Source organism: Spirosoma taeanense (assembly GCF_013127955.1).
Lineage (GTDB): Bacteria > Bacteroidota > Bacteroidia > Cytophagales > Spirosomataceae > Spirosoma > Spirosoma taeanense.
Window position 1 is genome coordinate 1,729,235 of the sequence record NZ_CP053435.1, and the last position, 15,044, is coordinate 1,744,278.

Consider the following 15,044-nt stretch of genomic DNA (forward strand, 5'->3'; position numbering starts at 1 on the left):
TTTTTGTTACGAAACTTACGTATCAATCAAACTCAAGGTTTCGTTATCCTGATTCGTTGCCCTTCCTTAACGCCGACGTCGGTCAGGTTATTCCATTCCCGAATCTGCTCAATCGTTACGCCGTATTGCTTCGAAATGCGAAACATAGTCTCGCCTTTCGCGACGGTATGATACGAGGTTTCAGACTGGGATGAAGCCGGACTCTTTGACGGCGACGAAGGCTGCACCACCCGACCAACGGTCGGTTTTACGGCCAGTTTCTGACCTGCTTCCAGCACGTTATCGGTCGTCAGGTTATTCAATGTCAGCAGTTCATCAACGGTCAGGCCATAGAGTCTGGCGATGCTGTAATACGTCTGGCCGGGTTCGACGGTGTGCGAACTCGCAGAACGATTGACTGGCGCTGTTGGCCGGGTCGCTGCCGATACCGAAGGGATAACGGGCTTCGGCTCAGGAGTGGTGGTAACAGGCGTTGACGAACGGGTTTCATTCTTTGCACTGGCGGGTGCCGACGAACGGGCCGACGATGGTACAGGCGTAATTGACCCATCGACTTGCTGTTCGCGGGAACCTTCGTAAGGCGTCCGCTCCGGCTGCGTGGCCGGTGCCGCTTTGGCCGGTTGCCGGCTGGCGTAGGTATCAGGCGTTTTAGCCGGTTTCGGGGCGGGGTCCCAGGCCGTCTGCGCAGAGGCCGACCTGGCAGCAGGCTGCTCCCGCTCCGGCGTTGTTGCAACGGGTACGGTCGTCGGCTGGGAATCCGGTGTGCGAACGATCACAACCCGCTGTGAGCCATCGCCCGTAGTGGTTGACCGGCTTGTCGTTACTGGAGCCGGTCGGTTAGCTGGGCGCTCCGATTCCGTAGGAGCCGCCGTAGCTGGCTGAGACGTACCATCGTTGGGCGTTACGCCCCCACCAACCAGCTTGGGCTGGTATACCTTTCGTTCCGACGCATTGCGCGGAATGTCGTTCAGGCCAGTCACTGACCGGCTGGAGCCGCTCGGACTGGTTGAGGCAACCTCCGGCCGAGCCGAGGGCGTGGGTGTCTGATCGTAAACGGGCTGGGTCGGTGAGTTGATAATTTCCACCGGCGTTTTGGCTGGTCGGCGTTCGCGCAGCCACATCACCCGGCCGGTTACCAGTTTCTGCACCCGATCAAGCCGGTTATAGCGCATCAGCTTCTTGAGCCGGATACCGTAACGCTGCGAAATGCTCCGGGCCGTTTCGTCGTCGCGGACGGTATGATACGGCACCAGGGCTTTCTTCCGCTTTTTGGCCAGGTAATACACGTCGTTGACAAGGATCGGGTCGCTATCGTTCATGTCGTTATAGCGCAAAAAGCTCGACAGGCTGATTTTCGCCTTACGGGCCAGCGATGCCGCGTTGTCGCCCGCCTGCGCCTGAATACCGGGCAGGCCGTTAATCTCGTACAGGACCGGATCGTTTTTGCTGCTACGGCCCACTGTTACCCGGCGCAGAACCGGAAAGCCAACGTCATTCTGCACAAACTCCGGCGTCTTTTTACCGCTGACGCTGACAATTTTCTGGCGCACATCGTTGATCTGATCGTTGGGTACCGGCACCGCCATAACATAGGTTTTGTCAACCGGTACGGCTTCGCCAATCACCCAGCGATTGTATTTCCGGAGTTCAAACTCATCGACGCCCAGCTCTTCCGCAATGGAGCGCATGGACTTGCCCCCCCCGTTCGGGTATTCGAGCAGGGCGAACTGGTTGCTGGCCTGGTGGAATTTCAGGGCGTTTTCAATCGCAATTTTGTGCGCGAAAAACCGCAGGATATACCGATCCGTGCGACCGTCGAGGGCGACCTCACGGGCGTAGGACCAGTCGGGCGGAATCAGTTTGGCAATACCACCCGCACCGAGGTAGTAGGAATAGAGTGAAGCCACCCAGTTGTTGAACTGAGCGTTACTTTTCTTGAGGTATTTGGCCGCACCGTGGGTTGAGGCCGTAATGCTTTTACGCTCGTCAATCTCATCATCAACGCGCAGACCGTAGCCCGTGGCCGTCTCGCGTTTGAACTGCCAGTAGCCTACCGCAGCAGAGGACGAAACCGCGTCGGGCGTGAGTGAGCTTTCCTGCACGGCAAGGTATTTGAAGTCGGTGGGAACGTCTTCGTCGATCAGGATAGCTTCGATCATCGGAAAATACAACGCCACCCGGTCGAGCTTGGCGGTCCAGTACTGGCGGTTGGCCAGCAGCGCATTAACATCCTGCTGAACGATACGTCGGGCGTCGGGGTCCAGCCGCACCAGGATGTCGGCGAAGGTTACCTGCTCCGGCACGAGCGGCACCGACGATTGCGCCCGGCTAACGAAGCCAATGAGGAGAAAAAGGAGAGTTAGGGAATACGTTAGTTTCTTCATAAGGTACACGTAAGGAAATAAGCCGCATCAGCGGGCCACAGTCAATATCTCACAGTTTGCGGATCATCATAATCCCGTCGCGGACGGGCAGCAGCACATTTTCGACCCGGGGGTCCTCCTGAATTTTCTGATTAAATGCCAGCACCGCCGTCGTATCCAGATCCGACGATTTGACCGGCGCGGTGACCTTACCGCTCCACAAGACATTATCGGCCAGAATGAAACCACCCGGCCGCAGCTTGTCGAAGATCAGGTCGAAGTAGAGCGAATTGTTGCGTTTATCGGCATCGATAAACACCAGGTCGAACGTCTCGTCAAGCATGGGGATAATCTCGGCAGCCGCACCAATCCGAAACTCAATCCGGTCGTTCAGGGGCGACTGCTGCCAGTAGGAGCGGGCAAAATCTTCGAGCTCTTCATTATGGTCGATGGTAATCAGCCGACCATCGTCGGTCAGCCCTTCGGCGAGGCACAGGGCCGAATAGCCCGTATAGGTGCCGATTTCGAGAATACGTCGGGGGCGAATCATCCACGCGATCATGGACAGCAACCGGCCCTGAAGATGCCCCGACAGCATCCGGGGCGCCATAACGTGGGCGCGGGTATTTCGGTTGAGCCGACGAAGCAGATCGCTTTCGGGCGAGGTATGCGCTTCGGCGTAGTCGGTAAGGTCGGCGGGCAAAAAATCCATTCGGCTATTTACCTGAAATCGCCGGAACGTTACAGGTAAGGGCTGGTTTCAGTAAAAGTAACGGATTCATTGTATATAGTGGTAACAAACGGATCAAATTCGATTCTTCGAATCAATCAGAATAGTGACCGGGCCGTCGTTAACCAGGGCCACTTTCATATCGGCCCCAAATTCGCCGGTCTGAATCGGCTTGCCCAAATCCGTCGATAGCTGGCTGATCATGGTTTTGTACAGCGGAATGGCGACTTCGGGCCGGGCCGCTTCGATGAAGCTGGGGCGATTCCCTTTTTTGGTGCTGGCGTGCAGCGTAAACTGACTGATCAGGAGAATCGTACCGTTCACGGCGGCCAGGTCGAGGTTCATCTTGCCATCGGCATCACTGAAAATGCGCATCCCAACAATCTTCTTACTAAGCCACTCGACGTCTTCGCGGGTGTCGGTATGCGTAATACCCAGCAGGACGAGAAAACCGGCTTCAATCTGACCGTTCACCTGATTATCAATCGTAACGGAAGCCTGCGAAACGCGCTGAATAACGGCAATCATGAATAAACGGGAAGTAAAGGAGCTAATATGATGCACCAAAAATAGGGAGAAGATCACTACTTATAGGCTTTGTTGCATGGCTCTTGTAAGGTAGCCCCCTGAATGCAAATAGCACTGGAATGGCGAACTTTGAGATTGTCAAACCTCCAAAGTTACCGTCTGACGGCTTCCAGTGCTATGCAATAACTACACTTTTTACCCAAGTCGACAACCAGGCTCCGAAAGCCGAAAAAGGAACCCAGAAGCCAAAACTGCCTAAAGATAAATACCGACTCACTAACTGGGCTGATAGGTATGGTCCTAACAACCCGGACACGATACTTACTTAACTCCGTGTTTGAGTTTTTAGGACCATACCAATTATGCTTTGCAGCGTGCTTTGGACTCTACTCCAACCTGGGTTGGAACACATTCAAACTAGATAAGCGTGTGGCAGCGTAGCCCCTAACGTCTACTCAGATACCTGAAAATGGCGGTTGGAGTTGCCAAATGTTCTGTTATTTACAATCGCGTTCTTCCTCTCTATGCCACTGACCAGATGATAGTGATCGCTGAGGAGTGAATGGTTTTCGCAGCGGCAAACTTTGGGCTGGCACCTGCTAGCTCAGTCTTCTGTTAGGCAGCGTAACGTAGGTACTGAACAGGGTCAACAGGCTGGTCAGCATTTCGATCAGCTTTTTAAAATCAAATGGCTTCACCAGAAACAGATTAGCTCCCGTATTATAAGCACTCTCGATATCAAAAGGCGCGCTCGACGTCGACATGATGCAAACCGGTATGTTACGAAGCCGGGGGCTAGCTTTAAGCTCTGCCAGAGTTTCGCGTCCATCTTTTATAGGCATGTTCAGATCAAGAATAATCAGGTCGGGCAAGTGATTCGCTGAATGAAGGTACTGAAGGGCCACTTCGCCGTTCTGAGCTTCCTGTATCTTGTGCTCTTTTCCGGTCATACTAACGGCATGAGCAAACAATTCCCGATCGGTAGCATCATCATCCACCAACAACAATTCCATAAAATCTTTAGTTTAAGGCGTCAGGCAAAGATAGACCTTTGAAAGTGCAAACGATGAAAATTGGTAAATTCTAAGGCTGTCGTAATTTTGAACGCGTTAGTTGCCCTCAACATAAATCTTTTCGCTTTGCGCACCAAAACCGTTTTTGAATTACTTTACGAAGCCAGTAAAGCAATCACCTCTGAAATCGAACTGCAAAATGTCGTTCAGAAAGTCACTGACATTGGCACCGAATTAGCTGGTGCCCAGTTCGGAGCCTTCTTCTACAATGTTATCAATCAGAAGGGTGAGTCTCTGGTACTTTACACTATATCGGGTGTAGCCAAGGAAGCATTTTCCAAGTTTCCCATGCCCCGTAATACAAAAATTTTTGAGCCCACATTTGCTGCTACCGGTACGGTGCGGTATGATGATGTGACCCAACAGCCCCACTACGGAAAGAACCCTCCGCATCAGGGCATGCCCCGGGGACATCTACCCGTCAGGAGCTACCTGGCGGTGCCGGTGGTGTCGCCGTTTACAAAAGAAGCAATTGGTGGCCTGTTCTTTGGGCATCCGGAACCCGGTAGGTTTACCGAAGAATCAGAGAAATTAGTGGAGGGTATTGCCGTGCAGGCCGCCATTGCCATTACCAATGCCCGCTTGTTTGAGGAAAAGATACATAATGAAACCCGACTGAAAGAGCAGCGGGAACAGTATAAAAGTATTTTTAATGCCATCACCGACTCAGCTATTATTTACGATGAAGACGGTACCATTGTAGAGGCTAACCCAACGGCCTGCCAGCTATACGGCTATAACTACGAGGAATTGATTGGCCTGAACGCCAGTCTGTTTTTCAGAAATCCAGGCGATTTTCAGGCGCTAAAGGAAATCGCTTTATCGGGGAGAGAATATGCCGGAGTCCATGACCGGATCCGGAAGGATGGTAGCCTGATTTCGGTGGAATACAAAGGATTACGGTTTATTTTCAAAGACAGCCCCCATGTTCTTTCCGTTTCCCGAGAAGCGGCTCTGCAACGGCAAACCAAAGAAGCCCTGCAAAAAGATGAATCGCTGGCACACATCATTACCAGTACTTCGCCGGTAACACTTTGGATGACAGACAGCGGAGGGCAAACCATCTACATCAATCAAACCTGGGTAGACTGGGTGGGGGGCAGCCGGGAGTCGCACCTGGAAAACCGGTGGCTGAATGCAGTCCTGCCTGAGGACAGAGAACGGGTGGCGAGTGCTTTTGACAAGGCCTTCCTGAACCGCCGGCTGTTTTCGACCGAATTCCGCATCCACCGAAAGAATGGTGAAATACGCTGGTGTTTTTCAAACGGCAGTCCCTACTACAAGGAAGATGGTAGCTTTGGCGGCTATGCAGGTTCTATTTCCGATACCACCGACAGGAAAGCCGCCGAACAAAAACTGGCCAGCCAGAATACCCTGATCAACACCATCACGAACAATACGCAGCAGGCATTATTCCTGATGAACGACCAGCAGGTCTGCACCTACATGAATCCGGCCGCTGAACAGATGAGCGGCTTTAAAATGGAAGAGGTGCGGGATAAACCACTGCATTATTACGTGCATCACACACATCCGGACGGCAGCCACTTTCCGATTGAAGATTGCCTGATCGACAGGGCTTTGCCAACGAAGGCTCAAACCAAAGGAGAAGAAGTTTTTGTACACAAAGACGGTCATTTTTACCCTGTAGCTTTTACTGCCAGCCCCATTGTAGAAAACGGAGTGCCGATTGGAACCGTGATTGAAGTGAGGGATACGACCGAAGAAAAACGAATTGAAGAGGCCCTGCGCAACAAGGAAAAGCAGGCCATGCAAATGCTGGAGGAAAAGGTAAAAGAACGAACCCAGGCCCTTGAGAAAACCAACTTCGAACTGCTACGGTTTACCAGCATCGCTTCACACGACCTCAAAGAGCCCGCCCGGAAGATCTCTATTTTCAGCAAGATGCTGCAGGACAGGCTTGATAACAACCTGGACGAAATCTCGGACAGGCACCTCCATAAAATCATACAGTCCTCCGACCGTATGGTGCTGCTGATTGACGATCTGCTTACTCTTTCCCGTCTTTCCAACACCCAGCGGCAGGTTGAGAAGGTAGACCTGAATCAGGTCATTAACGAAGTGATCAATAGTCTGGAGATACCGATACAGGAGCAAAATGCCCAGATAAAGCTGGAAAATCTTCCGGTCGTGACCTGTGTGGCCATTCAGATGGAGCAGGTGTTTCAGAATCTGATTAGCAATTCCCTGAAATTTTCGCATAAGCAGCGTTCAGCCTTCATTCACATTAGCGGTGAGGACAGCTGGCTAAACGGAAAAGAGGCCGTTACCATACTTTACAGGGACAACGGTATTGGCTTTCGATCTGACCAGGCAGAAAAAATATTTGATATTTTTTACCGCCTACACAACAAGGAGGAGTTTGAAGGCACGGGCATTGGGTTGGCCATCGTCAAAAAAATTATCGATACGCATCAGGGGACAATACGTGCAGAAGGAAAGGTAGGCGAGGGCGCTTGCTTTGAAATAACACTGCCGAAGTAAATGCACGCTCAGCACTTTCTGGTTTTATGTCGCTGATGCAGATGAACAGAACCTGAACGTTAAAATCAGGTGCACACGAATAAAAAAGCCACTTACAAGATAAAACTTGTAAGTGGCTTTTTTATTCGTGTGCACTCGTAGGGAATAGTATTTTAATCTGATTAACAGTATGTTGCACCTTATAAAAGCAATTTTTTACCAAAATAATATCAATTAATCTTAAAATACCTTAAATTACAATGTTGCCTATGATTAATAGGCAAATATTTACATATACACAAATTATACAATGGCAAAAAAGACTTTCATCTCCTTTAAAAGTGAAGATATTCTCAAAGTTTGGGCTTTGAGAGGGTTGTCAGAATTTAAGAATGTGGAATTTGAGATGGATGATGTCTCCTTGAGGGACGCTATTCGGAGTAGTAATGAAAGTTACATTAAGAGTATAATCAGGCCTAAAATTAAGTCGTGTGACGTTTGTTTATGTTTGATTGGAGACAATACTTATCGCAGCAGAAAATGGGTGCCGTGGGAAATGCAGTTGGCTAGTGATGAAGGTAAGAAAATTATTGCAATGCGGTTAAAAGATAAAACTAAGAATGTGTTTGGGAATTATCTTTTGCCATTCAAATGATCCGTTGCAATATAATCTGAATGTTGGCTAAGTACAGCCAGCAAACCGAAGATGATATCGTGTATTCATAATCTTTGACAATCCTTCGAAAGTGATTCGTCCAAGCAATGGTCCGTTCCACTACCCACCGTTTGGCTACGGGTACAAAGCCCAGAGTTGATTCAGGACGAGACGCTTTTTCAAAATCAAGGCTCCATCTAGCCAACTCTTGAGCGAAGACGCCATTATAAGATTGATCACCGTAGACTTTCTCCAAACGCTCTCCAACTAGCCATAGTAAGTCACTGACCATCGATACGGCTGAAGGGCCATCCGCTTGATTAGCAGAATGGACATCTGCTAGCCATAGACGCCCTTGGGTGTCAACGATGAGTTGCCTTTTTCGGCCATTCACTCGTTTATTCGCGTCGAGACCTCGGTTCTCCCAAATCATCGGAGCCAACTTAACACTTTGTGAATCAATACATACTGCAGATGGATATGCTTCTTTACCGACCCGCTTACGGTCAAGTTGATTTAAGGCCAGATTGATTCGACCAAAAGTACCATCCTGTTTCCAACGTCTAAAATAGTAATAGACGGTTTGCCAATTAGGCCACTCGGTAGGCAGATTGCGCCATTGGCATCCTGTGCGTAGCAGCCACAAAATACTGTTAACAATCTGTCGCAAATCATGAGTCCGCTGACGATCAAGTGGTAAAAAAGGAGAAATTGCATCCCACTGGGCGTCGGTCAGTGGCTTCCACTGTTTGGTCATTGCTTTGCATCTTGGTCGATACAAAAATGACTCGACGCTCAGCCTTTAACAATTCCCAAACAGCTTCTAATGCAATTACTCCTAAAATTATTACCGATCTAGGTGTTACCCCTTTCGATTGGAATCTTGACAAACTGTTCGGAATAGTACTAAGCTAAATCACTCTATCATGCAAGAACCTTTGTGTTTTGTCCTAATGCCATTTGGAAACAAGAAAGACGAAAATAATAAAGAATTTAAATTTGATGAAATATATAATTCTGTAATTGAACCAGCAATAGCAAATGCAGAGCTTGAATCGCTAAGGGCAGATGAAGAAATGGGAGGTGGAATAATCCATAAACCTATGTTAGAGCGATTAATCTTGTGTGAATTTGCCATTGCTGATTTAACTACGGCAAACGCAAACGTTTTTTATGAATTAGGATTACGACATGCCGTAAGGCCATGGAGTACTGTTCTAATTTTTGCAAAAGGGACAAGATTGCCTTTTGACGTTGAGGAATTAAGAGCCTTACCATATGAAGTAGATTCAGACGGTAAACCCATAAATATTTCGACAACAATAGATGCTTTAACTACAAAACTGAAATATGCAAAAAAAGAATCTAGAGAACATGAAATGGGTGGCTTTACTGATAGTCCGCTTTATCAACTAGTAGAAGATTACCCTCAAATAGACCATACTAAAACTGATGTGTTTAGAGAGAGGGTAGCTTATTCAAAGCAGAAGAAAAAAGATTTGAAAGATGCAAGGAAGAAGGAGACAGTCTCAAAAGCAGAACGCATAAAAATTATAAAAGAGATTGAAGCAAATGCAGGTGACATTGCTAACCTTGAATCAGGCTTACTAATTGATTTTCTTCTTTCCTACCGGGCCTTGAGTGCTTGGGACGAGATGGTGAGACTGGTTTTAGAAATGCCAAAATTTTTAGCAGGTACAATATTAGTACAAGAGCAATATGCATTTGCTTTAAATAGACTAGGAAGAGGTGAGGAGGCAGAGGAAGTTCTTAAAGAAGTTTTGAATAAAAGAGGCCCAAGCAGCGAGACACTTGGTTTGTTAGGACGAATTTACAAAGATCGTTGGCAAACAGCTAAGAAGAACGGGGAAACTGTCCTTGCGAATGCTTTACTAGGAAAAGCCGTTGAAACGTATTTACAAGGTTTTGAAGCTGATTGGAGGGACGCTTATCCTGGAATAAACGCATTAACTCTAATGAGCTTACAAGAGGAAAGAGACAGTAGGTTTGATAAAATAATTCCAGTTGTCAAATACTCTGTGGAGCGTCGTCTAGAGACTAAAGAGGCTGATTACTGGGACTATGCTACAATGGTTGAGTTAGCCATTTTAGATAGAGACAAACAACAGGCAGGAAAGTATCTGGGAAAAGCGTTGGTGCTGATTAGAGAAAAGTGGGAGCCAGAGACAACAGCCAGAAACATTAGGATGATACTTGAGGGCTCAACTGATGATCGAGAGTATTCAGATTGGGTTAGTCAAATTGAGTCAGTTTTACAACAATATTCAAATTAAAAAAAAGTATTCATGGCTTATCTAAATTTATCTAGGCTTCCAGATAGAAGATTCATGAAAGCTCAGACGCTCAATGAATCTCTCGGCAGTAGTTTATTTAATAAATATATATTCCTTTCATACAGAAGAAAAGACAGAGATTATGTAACGAAAGTTGCAGAGTTCTTAGAAAAACTTTCTGCTAAGGTTTATATAGATTATTTGGATGATGAATTACCTAGTACACCAAGTGATGCAACTGCTATTATATTAAGGAGTAGAATACAAAAATGCAGAAAAGTAATACAGTTCGTTACACCTAATTCTTCTGGATCAAAATGGATGCCTTGGGAGTTAGGCTTAGGAGATGGATTACTCGGATACAGAAATTCAGTTATTCTTCCTACTTCTATAGATTCTAATAACTCTGTCGATCAAGAATACTTAAATATATACGGTAGTATAAAAATGGAGAGCATTTATGAATCCTTTTATCCTTTGGATGATGAATGGATAGTTAAATATCCACAAGGCCAACAAGTATCTCTAAAAGTATGGCTTAATAATTAATATTAAAGCAAGAGGTAAAAAATAGTCAAATTTTTACCTCTTGCTTTACGTTTATATATCCTTCATTAATTCAGGATATTTAGCTCTGAGTCGCTCATTATTTTTTAAATGAGCTATCTCTTTTGCCGATAAATGAGTATATTGGTCTACTGGTTGACCAAATATTGCTGATTTATTGACCTGTGACTAGTCACAGGTCAATTATTATTTTGCGAATTGGGTTAAACAAGTATATCTTTATCAATAGTAACACATTATATTACCAATCTATTCACACCCAAATATTAATTCATGTGCAAATTATGTGCAATTAAAAAAGCCACCCACTACATTTTTTGTAGTAAGTGGCTATAATCAAAGTGCACTCGTAGGGTATGTAGCTAATATTCATCAATGCCTTATAAATCAATGTGTTAGATTAATAAATTCTTTTTATGTGACTCGAAAAAAAACTGAACCCTGATAGTATAGCAGCTATATGAATTTAAAATTGCCAAATTTGGCATTATAATGTGACTCATTGCAATTGTTTGTAAGTCGAAATGGTACTAGATATTAATGCTTGTTAAGGATATATGACTGTTAGCTCACTTACGTTTTTAGTGAAAGAAAGTTAATATATAACTTCGTTATAATACAGAATGCAGGCTAAAGGCATTTGTATAAATGAAGTACAAAATTGTATTTAGCGCTATATTGGTCAAGTACCATTGCTTAAAGCTCTATTAATGATGCTAGATTTTTAAGTAAAGGAACCTTTTTCCAATGTCTTAGCAAAGCCTCTTTGAATTCATTAGGCATCAAACCAGGAGCGTTTGATGTACTCCATGAATTTGCAATACTTTCTAGTGTTTCTCTAACAATACTAATTGTTTCCTTAACATTTCCACCACTTCGTTCTACCAAGCGTACAAAAGATGTTTCATCTATAGAATATAAATTTTTAGTGCCTGCAAACTTCAATGCCCATTGCCATACGTAAGGCTTTTCTAGTGGCCAAGCAATTGTTACGACTTGATCATAAAGAGGTGTAAGTTCTGCTGTTATACCATCGGGATATAAAAGAGACCAATTCTTTAAGTGAGCGTCAGTATTCCCTGTGGCGACCATAAATACTAAGCGCCGAATAAATTCATTATAACCTTCAACGCCACAAATAGCTAATACCAATTTAGCGCAGCTTTCATAGGTAATTTGATCATACTTTAGTGATGGTCTAAGATTAACAACTTGAGCAAAATCTTCTTGGTGAATTCGCTTGCCTTGTTGTCTATCATATCTACGAATTAGGAATACATTACTTCCAGGAGGAGTATTTGCTTTTAATTCTGGAGGTAGAGAATCGGCAGGTAATATCTGGCATTCTGGTACATTAAAACCAGCGTTTCTTGCCCATTCTAATGTAGCGAATTCATTTTCAACTAGCTTTGGAAAACGAAGTGAATCTTGCTTAACAATCCACTCTCCAAGTTGCCCCTTAACTGGAATAGTTAATCTATCATTTTCTTTCAAAACAGAAAACTTCATTTGGACGCCAGCTAATGAGAACCTAAATACAGGTTCCATTTTTTCAACTATTCCAATATCTTGATAGTCTGTGTTGCTATTTATTTCAAAGTTAAAAGATTGATCGCTTTTAATTATTTCTATAGCACCTGGTAAGTCTAGCCCTACCGCACTTAAAAGAGCTAAGTCATCGCCTTCCGGAATCTGAAGAGAATGCTCAAGTAACTCTCGTAAAGGCCCTTCTGGCGTCAAATTTGCAAAGAATGGAGGAAGCCCACCGGCACTTCCAGTATATACATTCTTTAAGTCATCCTCGAAGTACTGGAGCTGCTACATTTGACTGGACATTAAGTTAAGCATGATCTAACTTAGTGGACCATGAAAACCAGGAGACAATACGACGACAAATTTAAACGAATGGCGGTGGAGCTCTCAGTTACCAAGGGCTCATTAAAAGCGACCGCTGAAGAATTGGGTATCACTCAACAAATTCTGACTCGATGGCGCCGAGAGCATTTAGCTTCTAAAGCAGTTACGGCCGGTGAAGGGGGCCAAGTCAGCCAAGAGCAACAGGAAATTCTACGGTTGAAAAAAGAACTTCGACAAGCTGAGTTAGAGCGAGATATACTAAAAAAGGCGGTCAGCATCTTCTCCAGGAACGACGGGAAATATTTAGATTCATAAAAGCTCACCAGGGTGAATTTTCCGTTGAGATGATGTGTAACGTATTGAAGGTGAGTCGTAGTGGCTATTACTATTGGTTAGCCCAACGGCCCACCAAAAGAGCCAAAGAGAATGAAACGCTTATCGTACTAATAAGTGATTCGTTTACAGCCAGTAAGAAACGTTATGGCAGTCCAAAGATCACCCGAGAACTGAGGGCCAAAGGCATAAAGATATCTCGACCCCGAGTAGCCAGGTTGATGAGGAAGGCTAACCTGAAAAGTGTCATTCAGAAGAAATATGTGGTTACCACAACTGATTCCAAGCACACTTACCCAGTGGCCGAAAACCATTTAAACCGCCAGTTCAATCCTAGAAAACCGGGTCAGGCATGGGTTTCTGATCTGACGTACATTGCTACTTGTGAAGGCTGGCTCTACCTGACGATCATCATGGATTTGTATGATCGAAAAGTGATCGGTTGGGCTTTAAGCAAGTCGATGAAGGCAGCTGAGACGACCATTCCGGCTTGGCAAATGGCCCTTAAAAATCGCCCTATCGAACGGAATTTAATTTTCCATTCGGATAGAGGAGTGCAATATGCCTGTCATGCGTTTACCCGGCTGTTGAAAAAACAGCCGCTGGTTTTGCAAAGTATGAGTGGGAAAGGTAACTGTTGGGATAACGCTGTGGCGGAAAGCTTCTTCAAAAGCTTAAAGTCAGAAATGATCTACCAACACGATTTTAAAACTATTGAAGCGGCTAAACAGGCGACGTTTGAGTACATCGAGATCTGGTACAACCGGCAACGGAGGCATTCATCGCTGGGGTATGTTTCCCCTTTTGACTATTATAATGGGCAACTTCAACATGTTGCTTAAAGATTTGTCCAGTATTTTGTTGCAAGTCCAATCCTATCAAATTTGCCGCTTGCACTGTTACCATTTTTGTCCGGAAAGAAAGTAGCATGCTCGGTTTTCGAGTACGGTGCTGTGGCAAGAACAGTCCTTTTAAGTCATTAGGTATCAAGCTAAAACCTAATGAGTTCAACTCGAAAACGCTCCAGATTACTGGAGACCCTTACAACACTGCCCGCTTAGTTGATCTAAAAGCGAGTATCCTGAAAGTGTTTAAGGAGCGAGTACTAACGGGCCGTAGTTTAGACCCCACCTTGATTCGGGATATTGCTTTGGGATTGCGGGCCCATGACGAGCAAACACCCACCATCATCGAAGCTATTACCCGCTGGATTGAGCAAAAAGCCAAGCTCTTAGGGAATGGCCTTTCCCTTAGCTCACTTAAGCAATACCAACGCTATGGGCGAATCATCAGCGAATTCGTTACAAACACTTATGGCAAAGATGCTACTCTAGATACCTTAAAACCAGCTGTTCAGCATGAGTTGCTTGTCTATATGAAAGGCGATCGAAAGACCGGTCATAACTATGCCATTAAGACAATCCAGTTTTTAAAGGCAATCCTCGATTATGCAGTGGCTTATGAATGGTGTGATCGTAATGTGTTGCAATCGGTGCGATTGAATAAACAGCGTAAAGAAGTACGCACGCTGACAATGAACGATCTGGAAACAGTCAAAAACACGCACTTTGTCGAAACAACACTTAACGAAGTCCGAGATGTGTTCCTGTTTTGCTGTTACACAGGCTTGGCTTATACCGATGTGGCTAGTCTGAGCAAAGATTATCTGATTACGGTTGATGAGATTCAATGCATTTTAAAAGATCGTAATAAATCGGGGCAGCAATCTTTTGTGCCCCTTTTCCCAGAAGCTAAGGCTATCCTGGAGAAATACCGCTACCATCCCATTTGCCGCCTAAAAGGCATCTTATTACCCGTTTTAAGCAATCAGAAAATGAACAAGTGGCTAAAGGTGATTGGAAATGTGGCAGGTATTAAAGAACCATTACACACCCATTTAGCTCGTAAAACCTTTACCATGTTTGCTGAAGAACGCGGTTTCAAACTTGATCAAACCTCTATAATGATGGGCCATAGCCGTACCTACATGACTGAGCAGCATTATTATAAAGGTCGTAGAGAAACTGTCATTAAAGAGTTTAAGAAAATTCAACAGAACGACTCGCAAAAAAGAGCTAGCTAAGGATGGTCAGTGTACCTAGAGCGGACTCTGATAAGCTCTACTAATCCCAACCAATTAAACAAAGAAGCCCTACCAAT

The 15,044-nt window shown here is 45.3% G+C and carries 12 protein-coding genes and 1 pseudogene; 6 read left to right on the forward strand and 7 right to left on the reverse strand.

Annotated elements, in window-relative coordinates:
* Positions 1 to 32 precede the first annotated feature (32 nt).
* From HNV11_RS07345 to HNV11_RS07360, 4 genes are all read right to left on the reverse strand, one after another.
* Positions 33 to 2,384 (reverse strand): LysM peptidoglycan-binding domain-containing protein, encoded by a 2,352-nt coding sequence (locus HNV11_RS07345; RefSeq protein ID WP_171739059.1) that lies wholly within the window; start codon positions 2,382 to 2,384, stop codon positions 33 to 35.
* A 49-nt stretch (positions 2,385 to 2,433) separates the two neighbouring features.
* Complete coding sequence (locus HNV11_RS07350) at positions 2,434 to 3,075, reverse strand: O-methyltransferase (RefSeq protein WP_171739060.1); 642 nt, start codon at positions 3,073 to 3,075, stop codon at positions 2,434 to 2,436.
* Positions 3,076 to 3,168: 93 nt separating this feature from the next.
* Positions 3,169 to 3,621, reverse strand: coding sequence for a D-aminoacyl-tRNA deacylase (gene dtd / locus HNV11_RS07355; RefSeq protein WP_171739061.1), 453 nt, complete (start codon positions 3,619 to 3,621; stop codon positions 3,169 to 3,171).
* Positions 3,622 to 4,220: 599 nt separating this feature from the next.
* On the reverse strand, positions 4,221 to 4,634 hold the full coding sequence (locus tag HNV11_RS07360; RefSeq protein WP_171739062.1) for a response regulator: 414 nt from the start codon (positions 4,632 to 4,634) through the stop codon (positions 4,221 to 4,223).
* A gap of 126 nt (positions 4,635 to 4,760) precedes the next feature.
* Between HNV11_RS07360 and HNV11_RS07365 the strand changes: the two genes are divergently transcribed.
* Together HNV11_RS07365 and HNV11_RS07370 are read left to right on the forward strand one after the other, a co-directional pair.
* Positions 4,761 to 7,199: a PAS domain S-box protein gene (locus tag HNV11_RS07365; RefSeq protein ID WP_240163823.1), complete on the forward strand. Its 2,439-nt coding sequence runs from the start codon at positions 4,761 to 4,763 to the stop codon at positions 7,197 to 7,199.
* Positions 7,200 to 7,488: 289 nt separating this feature from the next.
* A complete protein-coding gene (locus HNV11_RS07370) occupies positions 7,489 to 7,833 on the forward strand; it encodes a TIR domain-containing protein (protein ID WP_171739064.1) in 345 nt (114 codons plus the stop codon).
* Here HNV11_RS07370 and HNV11_RS07375 read toward each other — a convergent pair.
* Entirely contained in the window at positions 7,826 to 8,590 is a 765-nt protein-coding gene (locus tag HNV11_RS07375; RefSeq protein ID WP_171738357.1) for an IS5 family transposase, read from the reverse strand. The genes HNV11_RS07370 and HNV11_RS07375 overlap by 8 nt on opposite strands.
* Before the next feature lie 169 nt (positions 8,591 to 8,759).
* Between HNV11_RS07375 and HNV11_RS07380 the strand changes: the two genes are divergently transcribed.
* Together HNV11_RS07380 and HNV11_RS07385 are read left to right on the forward strand one after the other, a co-directional pair.
* Entirely contained in the window at positions 8,760 to 10,127 is a 1,368-nt protein-coding gene (locus HNV11_RS07380) for a TRAFs-binding domain-containing protein (RefSeq protein ID WP_171739065.1), read from the forward strand.
* A gap of 54 nt (positions 10,128 to 10,181) precedes the next feature.
* Positions 10,182 to 10,676 carry a toll/interleukin-1 receptor domain-containing protein gene (locus tag HNV11_RS07385; RefSeq protein ID WP_171739066.1) on the forward strand — a complete coding sequence of 165 codons (495 nt, stop codon included), beginning with the start codon at positions 10,182 to 10,184 and terminating at the stop codon, positions 10,674 to 10,676.
* Positions 10,677 to 11,390: 714 nt separating this feature from the next.
* Here HNV11_RS07385 and HNV11_RS07390 read toward each other — a convergent pair.
* Both HNV11_RS07390 and HNV11_RS24065 read right to left on the reverse strand, forming a co-directional pair.
* Positions 11,391 to 12,242, reverse strand: a complete 852-nt coding sequence (locus HNV11_RS07390; protein WP_262889974.1) for a type II toxin-antitoxin system HipA family toxin — start codon at positions 12,240 to 12,242, stop codon at positions 11,391 to 11,393.
* 87 nt (positions 12,243 to 12,329) lie between these two features.
* Positions 12,330 to 12,455: pseudogene (locus HNV11_RS24065) on the reverse strand (HipA N-terminal domain-containing protein); the annotation flags it as partial.
* A gap of 105 nt (positions 12,456 to 12,560) precedes the next feature.
* Between HNV11_RS24065 and HNV11_RS07395 the strand changes: the two are divergent.
* A protein-coding gene (locus HNV11_RS07395; protein WP_171738713.1) for an IS3 family transposase occupies positions 12,561 to 13,726 on the forward strand; the annotation gives its coding sequence in 2 pieces (ribosomal slippage) (positions 12,561 to 12,810 and positions 12,810 to 13,726; 1,167 coding nt in all).
* A gap of 86 nt (positions 13,727 to 13,812) precedes the next feature.
* The gene (locus HNV11_RS07400) at positions 13,813 to 14,967 is read left to right on the forward strand and encodes a site-specific integrase (protein ID WP_171739068.1); all 1,155 of its coding nucleotides are present in this window, start codon (positions 13,813 to 13,815) and stop codon (positions 14,965 to 14,967) included.
* Positions 14,968 to 15,044 lie beyond the last annotated feature (77 nt).